This window comes from Pseudomonas sp. p21, from assembly GCF_001642705.1.
Lineage (GTDB): Bacteria > Pseudomonadota > Gammaproteobacteria > Pseudomonadales > Pseudomonadaceae > Aquipseudomonas.
Map to the genome: position 1 here is coordinate 247694 of NZ_LWBV01000005.1, position 21619 is coordinate 269312.

At 64.9% G+C, this 21619-nt stretch carries 24 protein-coding genes; 14 read left to right on the forward strand and 10 right to left on the reverse strand.

Annotation, left to right across the window (positions count from 1 at the left end; translation table 11 throughout):
- Positions 1–179 precede the first annotated feature (179 nt).
- Positions 180–830 (forward strand): TIGR04211 family SH3 domain-containing protein, encoded by a 651-nt coding sequence (locus A4C63_RS16695; protein ID WP_063913646.1) that lies wholly within the window; start codon positions 180–182, stop codon positions 828–830.
- 126 nt (positions 831–956) lie between these two features.
- Here A4C63_RS16695 and A4C63_RS16700 read toward each other — a convergent pair whose 3' ends face one another.
- Together A4C63_RS16700 and A4C63_RS16705 are read right to left on the reverse strand one after the other, a co-directional pair.
- A complete protein-coding gene (locus tag A4C63_RS16700) occupies positions 957–1229 on the reverse strand; it encodes a hypothetical protein (RefSeq protein ID WP_063913647.1) in 273 nt (90 codons plus the stop codon).
- A 94-nt stretch (positions 1230–1323) separates the two neighbouring features.
- The gene (locus A4C63_RS16705) at positions 1324–2244 is read right to left on the reverse strand and encodes a LysR family transcriptional regulator (RefSeq protein WP_063913648.1); all 921 of its coding nucleotides are present in this window, start codon (positions 2242–2244) and stop codon (positions 1324–1326) included.
- Positions 2245–2368: 124 nt separating this feature from the next.
- On the opposite strand from A4C63_RS16705, the gene A4C63_RS16710 reads away from it, so the two are divergent.
- Both A4C63_RS16710 and A4C63_RS16715 read left to right on the forward strand, forming a co-directional pair.
- The gene (locus A4C63_RS16710; RefSeq protein ID WP_063913649.1) at positions 2369–3103 is read left to right on the forward strand and encodes an SDR family NAD(P)-dependent oxidoreductase; all 735 of its coding nucleotides are present in this window, start codon (positions 2369–2371) and stop codon (positions 3101–3103) included.
- Positions 3104–3119: 16 nt separating this feature from the next.
- The gene (locus A4C63_RS16715; protein WP_063913650.1) at positions 3120–3326 is read left to right on the forward strand and encodes a 4-oxalocrotonate tautomerase family protein; all 207 of its coding nucleotides are present in this window, start codon (positions 3120–3122) and stop codon (positions 3324–3326) included.
- Between the two features lie 23 nt (positions 3327–3349).
- Here A4C63_RS16715 and A4C63_RS16720 read toward each other — a convergent pair whose 3' ends face one another.
- Entirely contained in the window at positions 3350–4231 is an 882-nt protein-coding gene (locus A4C63_RS16720) for a LysR family transcriptional regulator (RefSeq protein ID WP_063913651.1), read from the reverse strand.
- Between the two features lie 108 nt (positions 4232–4339).
- On the opposite strand from A4C63_RS16720, the gene argC reads away from it, so the two are divergent.
- The gene (gene argC, locus A4C63_RS16725; protein ID WP_063913652.1) at positions 4340–5281 is read left to right on the forward strand and encodes an N-acetyl-gamma-glutamyl-phosphate reductase; all 942 of its coding nucleotides are present in this window, start codon (positions 4340–4342) and stop codon (positions 5279–5281) included.
- 79 nt (positions 5282–5360) lie between these two features.
- Entirely contained in the window at positions 5361–6047 is a 687-nt protein-coding gene (locus tag A4C63_RS16730) for a GNAT family N-acetyltransferase (protein ID WP_063913653.1), read from the forward strand.
- A gap of 111 nt (positions 6048–6158) precedes the next feature.
- On the opposite strand, the gene A4C63_RS16735 is transcribed toward A4C63_RS16730, so the two are convergent.
- The 5 genes from A4C63_RS16735 to A4C63_RS16755 all read right to left on the reverse strand — a co-directional run bounded on the left by A4C63_RS16735 (position 6159) and on the right by A4C63_RS16755 (position 10648).
- Entirely contained in the window at positions 6159–6914 is a 756-nt protein-coding gene (locus tag A4C63_RS16735) for an ABC transporter permease (protein ID WP_063913654.1), read from the reverse strand.
- Entirely contained in the window at positions 6914–8119 is a 1206-nt protein-coding gene (locus A4C63_RS16740) for an ABC transporter substrate-binding protein (protein ID WP_063913655.1), read from the reverse strand. Before A4C63_RS16740 ends, A4C63_RS16735 begins: the two co-directional genes overlap by 1 nt.
- Positions 8106–8927 (reverse strand): ABC transporter ATP-binding protein, encoded by an 822-nt coding sequence (locus tag A4C63_RS16745; protein ID WP_063913656.1) that lies wholly within the window; start codon positions 8925–8927, stop codon positions 8106–8108. Before A4C63_RS16745 ends, A4C63_RS16740 begins: the two co-directional genes overlap by 14 nt.
- The gene (locus A4C63_RS16750; protein ID WP_063913657.1) at positions 8924–9988 is read right to left on the reverse strand and encodes an acyl-CoA dehydrogenase family protein; all 1065 of its coding nucleotides are present in this window, start codon (positions 9986–9988) and stop codon (positions 8924–8926) included. The genes A4C63_RS16745 and A4C63_RS16750 overlap by 4 nt, the downstream gene beginning before the upstream one ends.
- Before the next feature lie 99 nt (positions 9989–10087).
- The gene (locus A4C63_RS16755; RefSeq protein ID WP_063913658.1) at positions 10088–10648 is read right to left on the reverse strand and encodes a carboxymuconolactone decarboxylase family protein; all 561 of its coding nucleotides are present in this window, start codon (positions 10646–10648) and stop codon (positions 10088–10090) included.
- 102 nt (positions 10649–10750) lie between these two features.
- Between A4C63_RS16755 and A4C63_RS16760 the strand changes: the two genes are divergently transcribed.
- Positions 10751–11662: an AraC family transcriptional regulator gene (locus A4C63_RS16760; protein WP_063913659.1), complete on the forward strand. Its 912-nt coding sequence runs from the start codon at positions 10751–10753 to the stop codon at positions 11660–11662.
- A 102-nt stretch (positions 11663–11764) separates the two neighbouring features.
- Here A4C63_RS16760 and A4C63_RS16765 read toward each other — a convergent pair whose 3' ends face one another.
- A complete protein-coding gene (locus A4C63_RS16765) occupies positions 11765–12304 on the reverse strand; it encodes an Rrf2 family transcriptional regulator (protein ID WP_063913660.1) in 540 nt (179 codons plus the stop codon).
- 258 nt (positions 12305–12562) lie between these two features.
- Here A4C63_RS16765 and A4C63_RS16770 point away from each other — a divergent pair, with 258 nt between their 5' ends.
- A complete protein-coding gene (locus tag A4C63_RS16770; protein WP_063913661.1) occupies positions 12563–13765 on the forward strand; it encodes an NAD(P)/FAD-dependent oxidoreductase in 1203 nt (400 codons plus the stop codon).
- A gap of 160 nt (positions 13766–13925) precedes the next feature.
- On the opposite strand, the gene A4C63_RS16775 is transcribed toward A4C63_RS16770, so the two are convergent.
- Positions 13926–15332, reverse strand: coding sequence for a cytosine permease (locus A4C63_RS16775; protein ID WP_063913662.1), 1407 nt, complete (start codon positions 15330–15332; stop codon positions 13926–13928).
- A 317-nt stretch (positions 15333–15649) separates the two neighbouring features.
- On the opposite strand from A4C63_RS16775, the gene A4C63_RS16780 reads away from it, so the two are divergent.
- The 7 genes from A4C63_RS16780 (at position 15650) to A4C63_RS16810 (ending at position 21581) form a co-directional block, all read left to right on the forward strand.
- Positions 15650–16135 carry a flavin reductase family protein gene (locus A4C63_RS16780; protein ID WP_063913663.1) on the forward strand — a complete coding sequence of 162 codons (486 nt, stop codon included), beginning with the start codon at positions 15650–15652 and terminating at the stop codon, positions 16133–16135.
- Positions 16136–16210: 75 nt separating this feature from the next.
- Positions 16211–17251: an LLM class flavin-dependent oxidoreductase gene (locus tag A4C63_RS16785; protein ID WP_013973027.1), complete on the forward strand. Its 1041-nt coding sequence runs from the start codon at positions 16211–16213 to the stop codon at positions 17249–17251.
- Between the two features lie 323 nt (positions 17252–17574).
- Entirely contained in the window at positions 17575–18171 is a 597-nt protein-coding gene (locus A4C63_RS16790; RefSeq protein ID WP_003258678.1) for an amino acid synthesis family protein, read from the forward strand.
- 68 nt (positions 18172–18239) lie between these two features.
- The gene (locus tag A4C63_RS16795; protein WP_063913664.1) at positions 18240–19073 is read left to right on the forward strand and encodes an alpha/beta fold hydrolase; all 834 of its coding nucleotides are present in this window, start codon (positions 18240–18242) and stop codon (positions 19071–19073) included.
- Entirely contained in the window at positions 19070–20551 is a 1482-nt protein-coding gene (locus tag A4C63_RS16800; RefSeq protein ID WP_063913665.1) for an aldehyde dehydrogenase, read from the forward strand. The genes A4C63_RS16795 and A4C63_RS16800 overlap by 4 nt, the downstream gene beginning before the upstream one ends.
- Before the next feature lie 12 nt (positions 20552–20563).
- Positions 20564–21049 carry a flavin reductase family protein gene (locus tag A4C63_RS16805; RefSeq protein ID WP_003258675.1) on the forward strand — a complete coding sequence of 162 codons (486 nt, stop codon included), beginning with the start codon at positions 20564–20566 and terminating at the stop codon, positions 21047–21049.
- Between the two features lie 142 nt (positions 21050–21191).
- Positions 21192–21581, forward strand: a complete 390-nt coding sequence (locus tag A4C63_RS16810) for a carboxymuconolactone decarboxylase family protein (RefSeq protein ID WP_063913666.1) — start codon at positions 21192–21194, stop codon at positions 21579–21581.
- Positions 21582–21619 lie beyond the last annotated feature (38 nt).

The window sequence follows — 21619 nt, forward strand, 5'->3', positions numbered from 1 at the left end:
CCCTTGAGTCTAGTCCGGAGTTGCCGGTTGCAGCCTTGCAACATCCTGCAGACATTTCCGATATCAGGTAGTGAACCTGCTGACAAAAAAACGGTCTTTCGCTGACGGTCAACTCACCGACCGGTTCATCGGCCCAATCACCGGGCCTACTTTTTGTCCTGTTTCAGCGAAGACCCAACATGCCCGATTCCCGCCCAACTGCTTCCGCCCTCACTGCCCTGCGCAGCGGCCTGATCGCCGCCCTGGTGGCCCTTGCCGTACCGGTGCACGCCGAAGAGCCTGCCAGCGATGCGCGCTGGGTCAGCGACAGCCTGAGCACCTATGTGCGCAGCGGCCCGACCGATGGCCACCGCATCGTCGGTACGCTCAAGTCCGGGCAGAAGCTGACCCTGATCGGCAGCCAGGGCAACTACAGCCAGGTTCGCGGGCAGAACGGCGATGTGGTGTGGATTCTCAGCAACGACCTGCAGTCGGTGCCAGGCCAGAACGAGCGCCTGCCGCAGCTCGATGCCCAGGTCGCGGACCTGACCGGGCAATTGAAGAACATCGACGACAGCTGGAAGAACCGCGTGCAGGGCATGCAGGAAACCCTAGATTCACGCAAGAAACTGATCGACGAGCTGGAAGCGCGCAACAAGGCGCTGAATGAACAGCTCGACCAGAGCCAGTCGGAGCTGCGCGATACCCGGGCACGCCTGGGGGACGAAAACAAGCAGGTGATGATGCGCTACATGGTGTATGGCGGCAGCATTGCCGGCGCGGGCTTGCTCGCGGGGCTGATCCTGCCGGCGCTGACCCGTGGGCGCAGGAAGAACGATCGCTGGTTCTGACTGGGCCCTCCTGCACTGGCCTCTTCGCGGGCTTGCCCGCTCCCACAGGATTTCCAACAGGCCCAAGGCCTGTGCAGTACCTGTGGGAGCGGGCAAGCCCGCGAAGAGGCCAGTGCAGGACTGCAGCTACTTCCCGCGCGCCTTGTTGTAGATGGTCTTGGCCCGGTCAGCCGAGGCCTGACACTTGGTCATGTCCCCCGCAGCCTGCCCCTCCTTGGCCTGCTTCAACAGCTCGTGGTAGTCATGCGCCATGCCACCGTGCAGTGCCTGGCCATCGGTCTTCTGAATATCTTCAAGCTCCTTGATCTTGGCCGCACAGTTGCTCGCAGGGTCTGCGTGTGCGGCAAAACTGAGGACCGAGGCAATCACCAGCAAAGGTATGCATTTCGTGGATTTCATGGAGCGTTCTCCTGGAAAACCGAAAGGTTCGTCGAGGTCCATTCGGCTCGACGCAGCCAGAAGCATAGTTGCCCAACGCCTGAACCGCATCGCTTCAGCCCAACGGCAGGCCGGCCTGCGCGAACAGGAAATCGATGAACACCCGCACCCGCAGCGGCATGTGCCGGGCCTGGGGGTAGATCAGCATGAATGGCCGCGAGGTCCCGCCAAACTCAGCGAGTACTTCCACCAGTTCGCCACTGGCCAGCGCATCCTGCACGGTAAAGCGGTAAGCCTGCATCAGCCCACCGCCATGGCGCACCAGCGTGGCGGTAGCGAGGAAGTCGCCCAGGCAGGTGAACGCACCCTGGGTTTCGATCTCTACCTGCTGGCCATCCTGGCGAAAGCTCCACGGCGGGCGGCGGCCACTGCTGGGCAGTTCGAACTGGATGCACTCATGTTGCAGCAGGTCGTGCGGTGTTTGTGGCGTGCCGGCACGGGCCAGGTAGCCAGGTGTGGCCACCACCACCAGTTCGGCATCTTCCAGGCGGCGCGCCACCAGCCGTGAATCGGCCGGCTCGCGGCCACGAATCGCCAGGTCGAACGGTTCCTCGGCGAAGTCGACGTTGCGGTTGCTGACATGCACATCCACCTGCACCTTCGGGTAGCGCTGGCGAAACCGCGGCAGCAGCGGCAACAGCCGGTGATGGGCATAAGGCGTGGGCACACTGATGCGCAGGCGGCCGCTCGGCTCGACCTGCCCGCCCGTGACCTGGCGCTCGGCCTCGACCAGTTGCCCCAGCGCCTGACGGCATTGCTGGTAATAGGCCTGGCCCGCTGCGGACAGGCGCATCTGCCGGGTGGTGCGGACGAACAAGCGCACGCCCAGACGCTCTTCCAGGCGCGCCACGCTGCGGCTGACCGCCGCCGGGGTAACGCCGGCCTCCGTGGCCGCAGCAGTGAAACTGCCGCTGTCGGCGGCCAGGCAGAACAGCTCCAGGCTGCCCAGTTGCAGGTCATCGAAATGGCGGGTCATGACGGCTCGATTGATTACATGATGTATCGATTGAAATACCCTTCGCCTCATTTTTCAAGTGCTGATAGCAGCCTACAGTGGCTCCACACCGAGCCCATGGCTCACTTCACTGGAGATCATGCACATGAACACGCCACGCACCGTCATCATCACCGGGGCCTCCAGCGGCCTGGGTTTCGCCTTGGCCGAGGCCTTCCTCGAACGCGGCGACAACGTGGTCGGCAATGCCCGCAGCCAGGCCCGCCTGGAGCAAGCCGCCGCCCGCCTCGGCAACCCTTCGCGCTTCATCGGCGTAGCGGGCGACATCGCCGAGCCGGGCACGACGCAGCGCCTGTTCGCCAGCGCTGAGCAAGCCTTTGGCGGGGTCGACCTGCTGATCAACAACGCGGGCATCTTCATTGCCAAGCCGTTTGCCGAGTACAGCGAAGCGGATGTCGACGCCCTGGTCGGCACCAACCTCAAGGGTTTCTTCTACCCGGCCCAGGAAGCGGCGCGGATCATGACCAGGCAAGGGCATGGTCAGATCATCGCCATCACCGCCTCCATCGCGTTGCAACCGGACACCCGCGTGCCGGCCCTGCTGCCGGTGCTGGTCAAGGGCGGCCTGAACCAGGCGGTGAAAGGCCTGGCGCTGGAACTGGCGGCCAGCGGCGTGCAAGTGAATGCGGTGGCACCAGGGATCATCGATACGCCGCTGCATGGCGGCAATGCACAAGGCATGGGCGCGTTGTCCCCCAGTGGCCGCACCGGCTCGCCGCAGGATGTCGTGGATGCGGTGTTATACCTGGCCGACTCACGCTTCGTCAGCGGCGTGATCCTGCCGGTGGATGGCGGTAGCACCGCCGGCACCTGGCATTAACAGAGGAGCGAGAACCATGCCCTATGTCCACATTCGCGTGACCGATGAAGGCGTGAGCGCCGAGCACAAGCGCCAGCTGATCGAACAGACGACCCACATGCTGCAGCAGGTGCTGGGCAAGCCGCCGGCCAGTACCTTTGTGGTGATCGAGGAGGTACCGACCGATAACTGGGGGGTTGGCGGGGAGACCGTGACTGCGGTGCGGGCCCGTGAGCGGGGGTGATCCATGGGGCCGCTTTGCGGCCCCTACTGCCGTAACCGCTCCAGCGCCTGCAACACATACCCTGTGGCCCGCTCCACCTGCCCTTCCCAGCAGGCAATGCCCAATTGCCGCCACAACCCTGGCCGCAGCGGCCGGCGGGCAATGCGCCGGTCCAGCTCGGCTGCCTCCCCCTCCTGCGGCAGCAACGTCGCCCCATACCCGGCCCCGACCAGGCTCTTGATCGCATCGTTGTAGTTCAGCTCGATTCGCGGCTCGGGGTACAACCCCGCCGCTGCGAACCACTCCCCGGTCACCCGCGACAGCTGGGTGCTGCTGTCGTTGAGGATCAACGCCCGCTGCGCCAGCCAAGCCGGCGTAACCTTGGCCGGCGGCTGCCAGTCGGCCGGCACGTAGGCCAGGATCGGATCACGTCGCCAGGGGGTAACCCTAAGCCCTTTGCCGGCCACCTGCGGCAAGGCCACCAGGCCGATATCCAGCGTGCCCTCGCGCAGGCGCGTCAGCGAGGCCTGGGAGGTCAGCACCTGTACCTGCACATCGATCCCCGGGTGCACCGTACGCAAGTGCTCCAGCGCCTGCGGCAGCAGGTGGGCAATGGCACCGGTGGAAGCGCCCAGGCGCACCCGCCCGGTCAGGCCTTCGACTTGCCGGCGCACCTCGTCCAGCGCCAGGTCGGCGTCGGCCAGCAGGCGACGGGCACGGGCCAGCAGGGTTTCGCCGATGGCCGTGGGCCGCACCTGGCCGCGGGTACGGGTGAGCAACGGGACGCCGATGCGCGCCTCCAGTTCGGCCACGTGCAGGCTGATGGTGGGCGGCGCCAGGTTTAGCTGGCGGGCGGCTTCGGCAAAGGAGCCCAGGTCGGAAATGACCACCAAGGTGCGCAGGCGATCGAGGCTGATTTCACGCATGGGCCAAACTCATTCAGGAAAAATGAATATATCGATCATCATATTCAAATTTTCTTTACCAAAGCCACAGGCGAGCATAGGCCATCCCTCCCCGACCGGACTTTGACCATGCACACCCCTGTTGTCTTCATCGACGGCGACCAAGGCACCACCGGCCTGCAGATCCATGCCCGCCTGCAAGGCCGCAGCGATCTGCGCCTGCTGACCCTGCCCGAAGCCGAGCGCAAAGACCCGCAACGCCGCCGCGAGGCGATCAACAGCGCCGACATCGCCCTGCTGTGCCTGCCCGACGATGCCGCCCGCGAGGCCGTGGCGGCAATCCACAACCCGCAGGTACGGGTGATCGACGCAAGCTCCGCGCACCGCACCACCCCAGGCTGGGTCTATGGCCTGCCGGAGCTCGACGAGCAGCAAGCCGAACGCATCGCACACAGCAAGCGCGTCAGCAACCCCGGCTGCTACCCCACCGGCGCCATCGCCCTGCTGCGCCCACTGGTCAAGGCTGGCCTGCTGCCAGCGGATTACCCGCTGAATATCCACGCAATCTCCGGCTATTCCGGTGGTGGCCGCGCCGCAGTCGAACGGCATGAACAGCCCGGTACCGGCAAAGCCCCGGCCCTGCAACTCTATGGCCTGGAACTGGCGCACAAGCACGTGCCGGAAATCCAGCAGCACGCCGGGCTGTCGGCGCGGCCGATGTTCATGCCCGGCTACGGTGCCTACCGCCAGGGCATCGTGCTGAGCATCCCGCTGCAGTTGCGCCTGCTGCCCGGCCAGGTCAGTGCCGAGCAGCTGCAGGCCTGCCTGGAGCAGCACTACCAGGGTGCCCGCCACGTCCAGCTGATGCCCCTGCACCAGCACGGCGCAGCGCCGAACCTCGACCCCGAGGCGTTGAACGACAGCAACGACCTGCGCCTGGCGCTTTACGCCAACCCGGAGCACGGCCAGGTGCTGCTGACCGCAGTGTTCGACAACCTCGGCAAAGGTGCCTCCGGCGCGGCGGTGCAGAACCTCGACCTGATGCTCGGTGCATTACAGGTACAAGGCTGATTGGCAAAACCGGTTAAACTGTACCGCCCGCGCCCGCACGGCGCGGGCCGTCTATCTACCCGCCGGAGCCTGCCCCCCGATGTTCATCCTGAGCCGCCTCGACAGCGTGCCGCCTGAATCTTTCCAGAACCAGATCCGCGAGCTGGTGATCCACCACGTCGGCGAACTGAGCAGTGTCGCCATCAGCGCCGACAACCCGCTGTACCCGCTGTACCAGTACGGCGTCGGCATGGAAGTGCACCAGTACCTGCAAGCGCTGGACGGCACCCGCGGCCTGGCCGTGGCACTGACCCTGGCGCTGGATGCCGACGCGCCGGACCAATTGCTGGGCTTTGCCCTGTCGCTGCCGGCCGAGGACGATGAACAGGCGTGCGCCCTGGCGTTCCTGGCCGTGCGCGCCAGCCATCGCCGCCAGGGTATCGCCCGTGCGCTGCTGGGCGACCTGCAGGCACGCCATGCCTGCGTCGAGTTGAATGCCTTTGCCAGCCAGGTACCTTGGTTCGAGGCGATGGGCATGCAGGTGGTGGCCGCCAATGGGCCGCAGGTGCTGATGAGCAGTACCGGGCAGGCTAGTGGAGCGCTGATCGGACGGCTGGATATTGCGCCGATCTACCAGACGGCGGAAGTGATGCAGATCCATACCTACCTGCTCAACCAGCAAGGTGAGGATGCGATGATCGAAGCGGAGCAGATGCGGGATGAGCGGCTGGACGAACTGACCGCTCAGGCGCAGGAGTGTGTGCGGCAGCGCAAGACCGTGCATTGATCCGAGGGCCTGTTCGCGGGCTTGCCCACTCCCACAGGTATCCCGCCCCCCTTTGGCCTTGTGGTATCCCTGTAGGAGCGGGCAAGCCCGCGAACAAACCCCACTGGCCGGTCAGCCGTGCACCCAACGCCGATGCAACCCACGCGCAAAGGCATCGAGCACAAACCCCAGCACCCCGATCAGCAGCACCATCGCCATCAGCTCGGAATACGCCAGCCGGTCGCGGGTATCGAGAATGAAGTACCCCAGCCCGGCACTCACCCCGAGCATTTCGCACGGCACCAGCACGATCCACAGAATGCCGATAGCCAGGCGCACGCCGGTCAGCACATGGCCGATCACCCCGGGCACGATCACCTTGCACAAGGTCTCCCGGCGTGTGGCACTCAAACTGCGGCTCAACTGCAACCAGCGCGGGTCCAGCTGCCTTACCCCGGCCGCCGTGTTCAGCAAGATCGGCCACAACGCGGCAAACGCCAGCAGGAAGTAGATAGGCTGGTCCCCCACGCCCATCAGCATCACCACCACCGGCATCCACGACAGCGGCGAGATCATGCGCAGGAACTGGAACGCCGGCGTGGTCGCCGCCTCCAGGTGCCGGTAGCTGCCCACCAGCAAACCCAGCGGCACGCCAATCAGCAGCGCCAGCAGCAGCCCGACCAGGATACGCTTGAGGCTGACCCAGGTATGCCCGTAGACCTCACCCTGCCCCAGCAACTCGACCAGGCTGGCCAGGGTCGCCGCCGGCGAAAAGCGCGCCGCCAGGCCATCGGCCTGGCCGAACAGCGCAACACCGGCCCACCACACCAGCAACAACCCCAGCAACCCGGCCAGACCCAGACCAGCATGAACGACATGCGTGCGCATCAGACCGCGAACTCCTCGCTACGCTCGAAGTTGTCGGCAATGCCGAACACCGACGGGCCGCCAACAGTGGCGATGGCGTTGCGCACGAAGCGGTCGTCGACCAGGTCGCGGGCGGTCTGCGCCGCGTCCAGACCGGCCAGGAACGCGTGGTCACCCTCGATCAGGGTGGTTTTCAGGCGCTTGACCAGTTCTTCCGTGTAGCTGGGGAACGGGTAAGGCTGGAAATCGATGCGTTTTTCGTCCCACTGCTGGTGGCGAATGGCGCCACTGGCAATATAGCCGGCACGGTCCTCGGCAGCCGGGGCCAGCACTTTGCTCAGCACTGCGGGCTCATGCGGGGTGTACTTGTTGGGGCCGGCCTTGGACAACAACGCGGCGGCCTCGGCGCGGTGATCGCGGGTCCAGTGCTGGGCCTTGACGATGGCGTTGACCACCTTCTGCGACCACTCCGGGCGGTTGTTCAGGTCGTGCTCGTGCATGAACACCACGCAGCAGGCGTGGTTGCGCCACACATCGCCGGTAAAGCGCTGCACGCGGCCGACCTTGAGGTTCTCGGCCAGGGCGTTGAATGGCTCGGCGACGATATAGCCAGCGATGCGCTTGCTGGCCAGCGCCGGCGGCATGTCGGATGGCGGCAACACCAACAGGTTGACTTCGTTGCCGGCCAGTGGCGCATTGGCCGGCCTCGACACCGGGGTCAGGCCGTTGTCGTTGAGCATCTGCTGCAGCACCACGTTATGGATGGAATACCAGAACGGGATGGCCACGGTCTTGCCGCCCAGCTGTTTCATATCGCTGATGTCCGGGGCCACGGTCAGCCCTGAACCGCCCACGTGGTTCCAGGCCACCACCTTGGCCGGCACCTTGCTGCCGTAGCGGGCCCACACGGTCATTGGCGACAGCAGGTGGATGACGTTGACCTGGCCGGAGATGAACGCCTCGATCACCTGCGCCCAGCTACGCAGCAGCACCGGGCGCTCGGCCTTGATGCCTTCGGCCTCGAACAGGCCGTTGTTGTGCGCCACCAGCAGCGGCGTGGCGTCGGTGATCGGCAGGTAGCCAATGCGCACCGGTGCGTCCGGCTCGGCGGCGGCACGGGCCTGCAGGCTCGACAGCAACGGCAATGCACCGGCAGCCGTGAGCATGGCGCCAAGCTTGAGGAAATCGCGACGCGAAGAAGAGGAACAGCAGTCATCCATGCACATGGACAGCCTCCGAGGGCAACGGGGTTGGGGTGGGTTCGAGTGTGCGGCTTGCCTGCCGAAGGGTTTTGAGGATTTCGATGCGCAAGGCGCCCAGTTCCTCGACCCGCTGCGTCCGTGGTTGCGGCAGGTCGATGTGCCACTGGCCGAGGGTGTGCGCTGGGTGGTTGCCCAGTAGCAGGACCCGGTCGGACAGCAGCAGGGCTTCGTCGATATCGTGAGTGATCAGCACCGCCGCCGTGTTATGGGTGGCGATCAGTTGCAGCAGCAGTTGCTGCATGTCGGCCCGGGTCACTTCATCCAGCGCGCCGAACGGCTCGTCGAGCAGCAACACTTCGGGCTGGCGGGCCAGGCAGCGGGCCAGCGCGGTGCGCTGGGCCATGCCGCCGGACAACTGCGCCGGGTACTGGCCGCGGGCATGGGCCAGGCCGACAGCGGCAATCGCGTGGTCGATGCGGGCGCGCCGGTCGGCAGCGGCCAGTTTGGGCTGGCGGGCGAAGTCCAGGCCGAAGGCGACGTTCTTCTCCAGGCTCAACCAGGGCAACAGGCTCGGGTCCTGGAAGGCCACCGCCAGGCGTGGGTGCGGGCCCTGCAGCGGCTGGCCGTGCAGGGTCACGCTGCCACTGCGGGGCTGCTGCAGGCCGGCCAGCACCCTCAACAGGCTGGACTTGCCGACCCCGCTGGGGCCGAGGATGGTCACCACTTCGCCCGGTGCCAGCTGCAGGTCGAACTGCGCCAGCACCGCCTGCCAGCCACCCTCGCGCAGGTAGCCCAGGCTAATGTCGCGGGCTTCGAGCAACACTGGGCTCATGCCGCGCCCGCCTGGCGTTGCAGTTCGGCGCGCAGTTGCACCAGGCTGGGCGTGACGATCGGCACGAAGGCCGACTCGCGCCAGCGGCGGGCAAAGCCTTCACCGTACTCGCTGAGGTAGGCCTTGCCACCACTGGCCTGCAACTCCAGCTGCACGGCGTCGGCAGCGCTTTCGGCCAGGGTGATGCGCAGCTTGAACAAGGCTGCCGGTTGCTGCTGGAAGCGGCCATCGAGCAGCCCCTGCTTGAGCTCGCTCACGGTGTTTTCCAGGCGCTCGCTGAGCACCTGGCGTGCTTCGTCGAGGAATGAGGCACGGCCATGCAGGTGTGCCTGCACTTCCGCCAGCGCCCGCCGCGCCAGGCCAATGGCCATGCCGCATTGCAGCGCCAGGAACGCCGGGCGTACCCGGGGCAGGAACTCGCGGGCATTTTCGTGCAGTAACCAGCCACGCTGCAATTGCACCTGGTGGAAGGCCAGTGCCGCGGTATTGCTCGACTGCAGACCCATCAGTTGCAGGTCGTCGGAGCGCTCCAGGCCTTGTACGTCGGACGGAATGGCCAGCACGAACGGGGCGCCACCGCCTTCGTCTTCGATGGCCGCAGCCACCACGAAGCCGCTTTTGCGCAGGTTGGTCACCCAGTGCAGGCGACCTTCCAGGTGCCAGCCATCATCTGCCGGGCGGCCGCGCACCTGCAGGGCTTCGATGCCGGACAGGAACTTCATGGCGTTGGACAGCCCGGTGGCGCCGGCCAGTTCGCCAGTCAGCAGGCGCGGCAGCAGGCGCTCGCGCAGAGGCTGGTTGGGGCTGTGCAACAGGTATTCGATGAAGGCGCGCTGGCCCCAGCAGACGAAGGCCGCTGCCAGCGAGCGGCTGGCGATTGCGGCGATGGCCTCGACCGCGTCGCTCACCTGCCCGCCCGTACCGCCCTGGGCCGGGTCGACACCGATGCGCAGCAGCTGCGATTCGGCGATTTGCGCCAGCACCAATTGCGGCTCGCACTGGCCCCGGTCAATGGCCTCGGCATTGGCATCCAGCCAGTGTCGAAATGCACAATCTTGCATGGTCTTGCTCCTTTGGGGACGCCGGGGCCGCTTTGCGGCCCGTTCGCGGCACGAGGCCGCTCCTGCAACGACCGCATCATGGCCGCTATCACATACGAGCTATGCAGAACGTTGCCAGCGGTACTTGCCCAGCTCGTCATTGAGCGGCGTCTGGGCGAACACATTAGCAAAGTTGCACAGGGTTGCGAGGCTCACGCCCAGAATCACCTCCAGCGCGTTACCTTCACTGAAGCCGGCCACGCGGAAGGCCTGGTAAGTGGCCTCGCTGACATTGCCACGGGTGGCGATCACTTCGCGGGCGAACGCGGCCAGGGTTTCAAAACGGGCATCCGGCAGCTCGCCACGGGCACGCAGGGCATCGACCACCTCCTGCGGCAGCTTGGCCTTGTTCAGGGCCACGGCCGTGTGGCCGGCCACGCAGAAGTCGCAGCCATGCTGGGTGGCGGCAATCAGTTGCACCACTTCACGCTCGGCCAGGCTCAGTTCGGATTTGCCGTTGAGTGCCGAAACGGTCACGTAGGTTTCCAGTGCCGCCGGGGCATTGGCCAGCACGCCCAGCAGGTTGGGGATGAAGCCGGAGTTCTTCTGCGCGTTCTCGAGGAACGGACGGGCCGCTTCCGGGGCACTCTGCAGCGTGTGTAAAGTAATGCGCGAGGACATGGAGTGGTCTCCTTTGATGGGTGTCACTACAGTCTGTTGGTTATAAGAACTACCCTCCATATTCATCAGTCGCCTTTCCTTGCTCTTGAGTCTTTGCATTAGATGATTTCGTCCAGCCACCTTGTCGATTGGTTATTAGAGGGCCTGGAGCTCGATGCCAGCCTGTTCCATGTGGGCCGCTACTGCGGCGGCTGGCACGCCAGCACCCAGGGCATGGGCCGGGCCAGCTTCCACCTGGTGGTGCAGGGGCATTGCTGGTTGCACATCGACGGCCAGCCCGAGGCACTGCGCCTGGAGGCCGGCGATGCGGTGTTCCTGCTGCGCGACCTCGGCTATCGCCTGGCCAGCGACCAGGACCCAGCCAGTGCCTGCGCCCAGCCGCGCCAGCGTATGCAGGCCATGGACACCGAGGCGGTCGATGGCGTGGGGCTGGTGTGTGGTTTCTTCCACTTCAAGCCGGGCTTGTCGGCGCTGATCGTCGACGGCCTGGCCGACTGGATATTGCTACGCGCCGATGAACCGGCCGGGCATGCGGCGCGGTCGTTGTTCGAGCTGATCCTGGAGGAATGCCGGCGCGCCGCCGGGCCGTCGCAGGCGTTGCTGGAGCGGCTGACGCACTTGCTGTTCCTGTATGTACTGCGCCAGCAGGTGCATGCCGGGCAATCGCTGGGCGGGCTGGTCGCCCTCGCCCGCCAACCGGCGTTTGCCGGGTTGCTGGAGCAGTTGATCGAGCAGCCGGGGCAAGCGTGGACGCTGGAAAGCATGGCTGCCTGCACCGGGTTGTCGCGGTCGGCATTTTTCAAGCGCTTCAACGAACTGGCCGGACAGTCGCCAGGGCAAGTACTGCTGGCTTTGCGCATGCGTCATGCCAGCCAGTTGCTGCGGGCGGGGAATACCGTGGAGCAGGTGGGGGCGCAGGTGGGGTATCAGTCGGTGGCGGCGTTTACCCGGGCGTTTGCCAAGGCGGTGGGGGTGCAGCCGGGGGCGTATCGGCGGCAGCATGATGGGCGCTGAACGCGTTATTTCTGTACCGGTCTCTTCGCGGGCTCGCCCGCTCCCACAGGTACCCCACAGATTTCAGCAATTGTGCGATTCCTGTGGGAGCGGGCAACCGATTCAGACCTGACTGACCGGAATATCCCCTGCCCCCTTACCCTCCCGCCGCTCACCCATCCAGGCACTGACCTTCTGCCCGAACTCGGCCGGTGCCTTGTGCCCGAACCGCCGCGCCAGATCAAGGATGGTCTGCTGCGCCAGGGCCTCTTCCATGCGCTTCTGCGCCCCCAACATCACCGCATGGATCGCGCAGGTGCCCTCGGTCGCCCAACCCGGTGGCGCCCCCTCGAACAGGCTACAACGCTCGCGAACTTCGCGGCAGTCGAAGATCTTCTTCGGCCCGTCGATGGCATTGACGATATCCAGTACGGTGATTTCATCCGACGGCCGCGCCAGCCGGAAGCCACCACGTACGCCTTCGGTGGCAGCCACCAGCCCGGCACGGGCCAGCTTGGTGAAAACCTTGGCCAGGTACTCCTGCGGCACACCCTGCAATTCTGCCAGGTCGCGCACGCTGGACTCGCGCGAGTCGCCCCGCTCGTCCACCAGGAACAGCAGGCAATGGATACCGTATTCGACGCCAGCACTGTAGAGCGACATATCTATCTCCGACCAATCTTGTCGCAAATGATACGCCCGTAGTACCTGCACCGCAAAGCGCGCAGCTGCCGCCGGTCGGCCAGTTTTATCCATCTATCCCAGAAAATACGGCTATTCCGGCCAGCAAACGGCGGTGCGCAGTGTCGCCCCCCTGCAAAAAAGACTTGCACGCACAAACTACGACCAATAAAGTCGTAGTTATTCGAGAGGCACACAACCCGCCCTCGAAGCCCCCTTCGAACCTTGCGGAGCACCTTCATGAAATCGAACATCCTCATCATCGGTGCCGGCTTTGCCGGTGTCTGGAGCGCCCTGAGCGCTGCGCGCCTGCTCGACCAGGTCCAGCGCGCCGACGTCAGCATCAGCGTCCTCGCTCCACAGCCAGAACTGCGCATCCGCCCGCGCTTCTACGAGGCCGACGTGCACGGCATGAAGGCCCCGCTGGGCGAGCTGTTCGAAGCCGTGGGCATTCACTTCATCCCGGGCAGCGCCGACAACATCGATACCGAAGGGCGCAGTGTCAGCTACACCGACGCCCAGGGGCTCCGGCAACGAATCGCCTACGACCGCCTGATCCTCGCTGCCGGCAGCCAGGTCGCACGCCCGGCGGTACCTGGCCTGGCCGAACATGCATTCGATGTCGACCAGATGGAATCGGCCATGCGCCTGGAGCAGCACCTGGTCGGCCTGGCCGCCCTGCCCGCTTCGCCTGCACGCAACACCGTGGTGGTCTGTGGCGGTGGCTTCACAGGTATTGAAACCGCTACGGAAATGCCTGCCCGTCTGCGGGCCATCCTCGGTGCCAGTGCGGCGTTGCGGGTGGTGGTGGTCGACCGCGGTGCGCAAATTGGCGCAGCACTGGGCGCGGGTATCACGCCGTCGATCGTCGCCGCCTGCGAACAGGCCGGGGTCGAGTGGAAAGCCGGGGCCTCGGTGGTGGCCGTCGATGCCGGTGGCGTTACCCTGGACAACGGCGACCATATCGCCAGCAACACCGTGATATGGACCGTTGGCGTGAAGGCCAGCCCATTGACCGCACAGGTTTCCGGCGAACGCGACAACTTCGGCCGACTAAAAGTGGACAGCCACCTGAAGGTGCTGGGCCAGGACCATGTGTACGCCACGGGCGACACCGCCTGGGCCGCGGTGGACGAGATGGGCAATCACGCCCTGATGACCTGCCAGCATGCCATCCCCATGGGCCGCCACTCCGGCAACAACGCCGCAGCCGACCTGCTCGGCCTGCAACCGGTAGTGTATCGCCAGCCCAAGTACGTCACCTGCCTGGATCTGGGCGAATGGGGCGCGGCGTACAGCGAGGGTTGGGAGCGCGAACTGAAACTGCATGGCCAGGAGGGCAAAGACCTCAAGCGACAGATCAACTCGGTGTGGATCTATCCGCCAGCGGCTGATCGCACCCTGGCCCTGGCCGCTGCCGACCCGTCGATCGCCATCGCTTGACGCAATGGTCTCTGAACTGCCGGGGCCACTTTGTGGCCCTTCGCGGGCACGCCCGCTCCCACAGGATGCGTGACGCCTGCAAGGGCAAAGCGAAACCTGTGGGAGCGGGCGCGCCCGCGAAGGGCCGCAAAGCGGCCCCAATGAGTGCAGCAGTTTTCTATCAGTCACTGACACTCACAACCCGCCCCGCCTTCCCGGCAGCCGTGCCCCGGGTCGCCAGGCAGTAATACAGCGGCACCGTCACCAGCAAGCCGAACAGCCACGACAAATCAGCCCCTTCGACGATATTGGAATACGGCCCCACATACAGCGACGTATTGGCAAACGGCAACTGCACCAGGATGCCGCAGGCATAGGCAACGATCGCGTGGTGGTTGAAGCGGCCATAAATGCCGCCGTCGGCACTGAAGATCGAGGCGATGTCGTACTGGCCCTTCTTGATCAGGTAGAAGTCGATCAGGTTGATCGACGCCCACGGCACCAGCACCAGCAGCAGCGCCAGGATCAGGCCGATGAACTGGCCGATGAAGTCCGCCGAGGCATTCAGCGCCACCATGCCGCAGCCCACCAGAATCACCGAAGCCAGCGCCACCCGCACCTTGATGCTCGGCGTCCACTCGGCGACGAAGGTCTGGATCGCGGTGACGATCGACAGCACCGCGCCATACAGGTTGAGGGCGTTGTGGCTGATGATGTTGAGCAGGAACAGCACCATCAGGATCGGGCCCAGCCAGCCTGTGGCCTGCTTGACCGCATCCATCGCATCGGTGCCTTCCGGTACGCACAGCACCGCCACCGCACCAAAGCTGAAGCACAGGATGGTGCCCACGGTCGCGCCGAAGTAGGTGGCCCAGAACGGCTTGGCAATACCCACTTCACGCGGCAGGTAGCGCGAGTAGTCGGAGGTGTACGGCGAGAAGCTGATCTGCCAGATGGTACCCAGCGAAACGGTGGCGATGAAGCCCGACAGGTTGAACGCGCCACGGCTGAAGAAGTCGGCTGGCAGCTCCTGGGCGAACATCATGATGAAGCCGGCCAGCAGCGCCGACCCCATCACCCAGGTACCGATGCGATTGAGGATGTGGATGAAGCGGTAGCCGATCACGCCAATGGCGGTGGCGCTCAGCGCACCGATGACGATCGCGCCCGGCATCGGCACGCTCGGGGTGATGCCATGGATGGTCTTGCCTGCCAGGACGATGTTGGAAATGAAGAAGCCGACATAAATCAGCGCGGTGAAGAACACGATCAGCAAGGCGCCGTAGCGGCCGAACTGGCCACGGCTTTGCACCATCTGTGGAATGCCCAGCTGCGGTCCCTGCGCAGAGGCAAGGGCGATGACCACGCCCCCGACCAGATGGCCCAGCACGATGGCGACCAGGCCCCACAACAGGTTCAGGTGGAACACCTGGACCACCATGGCGCCGGTGACGATGGGCAGTGGCGCGATGTTGGTACTGAACCAGAGGGTGAACAGGTCGCGCGCCTTCCCGTGGCGCTCGGCAGGTGGAACGTAATCGACCGTGTGATTCTCGACAAACTGGTGTTGCGACGACGGTTGGGACATAGGATTCAGCTCGAAAGGTCGTTTTTATCTTTGTAAGGAAACCGCATCTGGGCGGCCTCTAAGCTGCGGACCATATTATGGTATTCCAAACTTTTGACAACACTGATCCGCTGGAAAAAACGCCCACTGATCCGCTTGCGCAACCCCTGCGGTAAACCGCCTTACCGCTCAAGCCCACGGTATACGTGGCTTTGAGCCGTTCATCGCGTAACCCCGGGGCTTGAAAATTCCGCTTGCAAAATAGGTATTACGGTATACCATCAGACACATCAACGATAAAAAACGCGGACCACCGCAGCCCTTCAGAGGTACACCAGATGATCGACGCAACCGTCTACAAGCACGTCCTGGGCTCCTTCCCGTCCGGCGTTACCGTCATCACCACCCTGGACGACGACGGCTCGGTCGTCGGCCTGACCGCCAGCGCCTTCTCCTCCCTGTCGATGGACCCGCCGCTGGTGTTGTTCTGCCCCAACTACACCTCCGACTCCTACCCCGTGCTGATCAAGCAGAAGCGCTTCGCCATTCACCTGCTGTCCGGTGAACAGCAGGCCGAGGCCTATGCCTTCGCCAAGAAGGGCAAGGACAAGGCCAGCGGCATCGAGTGGTCCCTGAGCGAACTGGGCAACCCGATCCTGGCCGGTGCCACCGCTGTCATCGAATGCGAATTGTGGCGCGAATATGAAGGTGGCGACCACGCCATCATGGTCGGCAAGGTGCACAACCTGATCGTCCCTGAGGAGGCGCCACGGCCGATGGTGTACTGCCGCGGCAAGATGGCCAGCCTGCCGGCCTTTGCCTGAAGCCTGTTCTGAATCGAGACCGCTGGTGCCAACCCTGCCAGGCGCCAGCCCCTTTCAAGCGTTGAGGAAAGCCCCATGAAATTTTCGTTGTTCGTGCACATGGAACGTTGGGATGAACAGGTCAGCCACCGCCAGCTGTTCGAAGACCTGACCGAACTGACCCTGATGGCCGAGAACGGCGGTTTCAGCACCGTGTGGATTGGCGAACACCACGCCATGGAATACACCATTTCGCCAAGCCCGATGCCGCTGCTGGCCTATCTGGCTGCGCGCACCGACAAGATCCGCCTGGGCGCTGGCACCATCATCGCGCCGTTCTGGAACCCGATCCGCGTGGCCGGCGAATGCGCCCTGCTCGACGTGATCAGCAAGGGCCGCATGGAAGTGGGCCTGGCCCGTGGCGCTTACCAGTTCGAATTCGACCGCATGGCAGGTGGCATGCCGGCCACCGACGGCGGCAAGGCCCTGCGCGAAATGGTGCCGGTGGTGCGCAAGCTGTGGGAAGGCGACTACGCCCATGACGGCGAAGTGTACAAGTTCCCCACCTCCACCAGCGTGCCGAAACCTTACAACGCCGTACCGCCGATGTGGATCGCCGCCCGCGACCCGGACTCGCACAACTTCGCCGTGGCCAACGGCTGCAACGTCATGGTCACCCCGTTGATGAAGGGTGACGAGGAAGTGCTGGACCTGAAGAACAAGTTCCAGGCCGCCCTGGACAACAACCCGGGCGTGCCGCGCCCGCAACTGATGGTGCTGCGCCACACCCACGTGCACAGCCCGGCCGAGCCGGAAGGCTGGAAAGTCGGCGCCCAGGCCATCTCGCGTTTCTACCGCACCTTCGATGCCTGGTTCGGCAACAAGACCACCCCGGTCAACGGCTTCCTCGAGCCAAGCCCGGAGTCGAAGTTCGCCGAAGTGCCGGCGTTCGAGCTGGAGAACATCCGCAAGAACACCATGATCGGCACCCCGGAAGAAATCATCGCGCGTATCAAGTACTACCAGGAGCTCGGCGTCGACGAGTTCAGTTTCTGGTGCGACAACAGCCTGCCCCACGCCGAGAAGAAGAAATCGCTGGAGCTGTTCATCAAGGAAGTGGTGCCGGCGTTCGCCTGAATTCCCATTGCCTGAAACATTGCGGGACGCGCCCGCTCACGTGGGCCCCAGCGGCCCGCGTGAGCGGGCTTTTTTTTGAAGCCTGCACGGGCCTCTTCGCGGGCTTGCCCGCTCCCACAGGGACCGCACAGCTTTCATGGCCTGTGCAGTACCTGTAGGAGCGGGCAAGCCCGCGAAAAGGCCAGTACAGAAGCCACAGGAATCAAGGCATCAGGCCACCTTTCGTCCCCTCGCAAGAGAAATTTCCAGCCACCTCTTGCACAACAAATATTATGGTATACCATCAGACAACAAGAGCTGATAACCCTCACCAGGAGCCATCCATGAGTTTCGAAATCCGCAAGATCGTCACCTACTCCGAAGAGACCCGCATCGAAGGCGGCAAGGCCACCGACAAGCCGGTGACCATGGTCGGCCTGGCCGTGGTGATCAAGAACCCATGGGCCGGTCGCGGTTTCGTTGAAGATCTGAAGCCGGAAATCCGCGCCAACTGCTCGGACCTGGGTGCCCTGATGGTCGAGCGCCTGACGGCTGCCATCGGCGGCGCCGACAAGATCGAAGCCTACGGCAAGGCCGCAGTCGTCGGCGCCGACGGCGAAATCGAACACGCCTCGGCGGTGATCCACACCCTGCGCTTCGGCAACCACTACCGCGAAGCGGTACAGGCCAAGAGCTACCTGAGCTTCACCAACAAGCGCGGCGGCCCGGGCACCTCGATCCAGATCCCGATGATGCAGAAGGACGACGAAGGCCTGCGTTCGCACTACATCACCCTGGAAATGCAGATCGAAGACGCCCCGCGCGCCGATGAAATCGTCGTGGTCCTGGGCGCCTCCGACGGCGGCCGCCTGCACCCGCGCATCGGCAACCGCTACATCGACCTGGAAGAACTGGCTGCCGAAAAAGCCAACGCTCAATAACAACAACCAAGACGGGCCGGGGCGTGGCGTGCTTACCCGCCGCGCCCGACCTTCAAGGAGCGCCCTCCATGATTCAGCCTGTCGCTGAACGCACCCCCGCCGGCACCAGCTACCTGTCCGTCGGCCAGGGCCAACCCGTGGTACTGATCCACGGCGTGGGCCTGAACAAGGAAATGTGGGGCGGTCAGTTCGTTGGCCTGGCCAACGACTACCGCGTCATCGCCTACGACATGCTCGGCCACGGCCAAAGCGCGCTGCCGGCCGCCGACATCGGCCTGGAAGGCTATGCCGCCCAGCTCGCAGAACTACTCGACCACCTGCAGATCGCCCAAGCCACCGTGATCGGCTTCTCCATGGGCGGCCTGGTCGCCCGGGCGTTCGCCCTCAATTACCCGCAGCGCCTGGCTGCACTGGTAGTGCTCAACAGCGTGTTCAACCGCACCCCCGAGCAGAGTGCCGGCGTTATCGCCCGCGCCGCCCAGGCTGCGCAACTGGGCCCCGACGCCAACGTCGACGCCGCGCTCGACCGCTGGTTCAGCCGTGAATACAAGGCTGCCAACCCGGCGCAGGTCGCCGCCATTCGCCAGGTGCTGGCGAGCAACGACCCGCAGGGCTACCACACCACCTATTCGCTGTTCGCCACCCAGGACATGTACCGCGCTGCCGACCTGGGCAGCATCCAGGTGCCGACGCTGATCGCCACCGGCGAACTCGACTCGGGCTCCACCCCGGCCATGACCCGCCAGCTCGCCGCCAGCATTCCTGGCGCGCACAGCGTGGTCCTTGCCGAGCAACGGCATATGATGCCGGTGGAAGCACCGCGTGAAGTCAACAAGATGCTGCTGGACTTCCTCGCGCAAGGCCGCACCCTCACCGAATCCGCCAAGGGGATTGTTGCATGACCCTCGTTCGTTTCCAGATGTGCATCGACGGCCAATGGCGCGATGCCCAGAGCGGCAAGACCTTCGACAGCCTCAACCCGGCCACCGCCCAGGCCTGGGCGCAACTACCCGACGCCGACGAAGCCGATGTGGAACTGGCCGTGCAGGCCGCCCAGCGTGCCTTCGACAGCAAGGAATGGCGCAGCATCACCGCCACCGCGCGCGGCAAGCTGCTGCGTCGCCTGGGTGACCTGATTGCTGAAAACAAGGAACACCTGGCCCAGCTGGAAAGCCGTGACAACGGTAAGCTGATCCGCGAAACCCGCGGCCAGGTCGGCTACCTGCCGGAGTTCTTCCATTACACGGCGGGCCTTGCCGACAAGCTTGAAGGCGGCACCCTGCCGCTGGACAAGCCCGACCTGTTCGCCTACACGGTGCACGAGCCGATCGGCGTGGTGGCCGGGATCATCCCGTGGAACAGCCCGTTGTACCTCACGGCAATCAAGCTGGCCCCGGCCCTGGCCGCCGGCAACACCATCGTGCTCAAGCCGTCCGAGCACGCCTCGGCGACCATCCTCGAGCTGGCCCGCCTGGCCCTCGAGGCCGGCTTCCCGGCCGGTGTGGTCAACGTGGTCACCGGCTACGGCCCCAGCACCGGCGCGGCGCTCACCCGCCACCCGCTGGTGCGCAAGATCGCCTTCACCGGCGGCGCCGCCACCGCCCGCCACGTGGTACGCAGCAGCGCCGAGAACTTCGCCAAGCTTTCACTGGAGCTGGGCGGCAAGTCGCCGAACATCATCTTCGCCGACGCCGACCTGGACAGCGCCATCAACGGCGCCGTGGCGGGCATCTATGCCGCGTCCGGGCAAAGCTGCGTGGCGGGCTCGCGCCTGCTGGTGCAGGACGAGATCTTCGACACGTTCGTCGAGCGCCTGATCGCCCGCGCCAAGCGCATCCGCATCGGCAACCCGCAGGACGACGCCAGCGAAATGGGCCCTATGGCAACCGCGCAACAGCTGGCCGTCGTCGAAGGCCTGGTGGCCGCGGCCCAGGCCGAAGGCGCCAAGCTGCACATGGGTGGCAAGCGTGCCGAGGTCGAGGGTGACGGCTGGTTCTACGAGCCGACCCTGTTCGAGTGCGACAGCAACTCGATGACCATCATGCAAGAAGAGGTGTTCGGCCCGGTTGCCGCGGTAATCCGCTTCAAGACCGAAGAAGAGGCCCTGGCCATCGCCAACGACTCGCAGTTCGGCCTGGCCGCCGGCATCTGGACCCGCGACCTGGGCCGCGCCCACCGCCTGGCCCGCGACGTGCGCTCGGGGATCATCTGGGTCAACACCTACCGCGCCGTGTCGGCCATGGCGCCGATCGGTGGCTTCAAGAACAGCGGCTACGGCCGTGAAAGCGGCATCGATTCGGTGCTGGCCTATACCGAGCTGAAGACGGTGTGGATCAACCTGTCCACCGCGCCTATGCCCGATCCCTTTGTCATGCGCTAGGAGATTGCGCCCATGATCGAACCAGGCATCTACAAAGACGTGATGGGTTCCTTCCCGTCCGGCGTCACGGTGGTCACCACCCTCGACGCCGACGGTGGCATCGTCGGCATCACCGCCAGCGCGTTCAGCGCGCTGTCGATCGACCCGGCGCTGGTGCTGTTCTGCCCCAACTACGCCTCCGACACCTACCCGATCCTGCGTGACAGCAAGCAGTTCGCGATTCACCTGCTGTCCGCCGACCAGACCGCCGAGGCCTATGCCTTCGCCGGCAAGGGCAAGGACAAGGCCAAAGGCATCGACTGGCACCTGAGCGAGCTGGGCAACCCGCTGCTGGCCAAGGCCACGGCGATCATCGAGTGCGAACTGTGGCGCGAGTACGACGGCGGTGACCACGCGATCATCGTCGGTGCGGTGAAGAACCTGGTGCTGCCGGCCGAGCCGGTAACCCCGATGGTTTACCACAAAGGCAAGCTGGGCGCCCTGCCCCCGCTGGGCTGATAGACCTCATTGGCTTCTTCGCGGACTCGCCCGCTCCCACAGGGATCGCATAGGTGCTGAAACCTGTGCAGTACCTGTGGGAGCGGGCAAGCCCGCGAAGAACCCGACACCGATGACCCTGTTACATTCCGGAGTACTGCACATGAGCAATGAAAAGTACGAAAAAGGCCTGCAGATCCGTACCCAGGTGCTGGGCGAGGACTACGTCAAGCGCTCGATCCAGAACGCCGACGACTTCACCAGACCGTTGCAGGAGCTGGTCACCGAATACTGCTGGGGCCATGTCTGGGGCCGCGAAGGCTTGTCGCTCAAAGAGCGCAGCATGATAAACTTGGCCATGATTTCCGCGCTCAACCGGCCCCACGAGCTCAAGCTGCACATTCGCGGCGCCTTGCGTAATGGCCTGAGCCGTGAACAGATTCGCGAGATCCTGCTCCAGGTCGGCATTTATTGCGGCGTGCCCGCGGCGGTGGACAGCTTCCGCCTGGCCCGCGAAGCGTTCGCTGAAGCCGATGCGGAGTCAACCCGTTAACACCGGGCTGTTCGAACCCACGCAAGGAGCACCCCAGG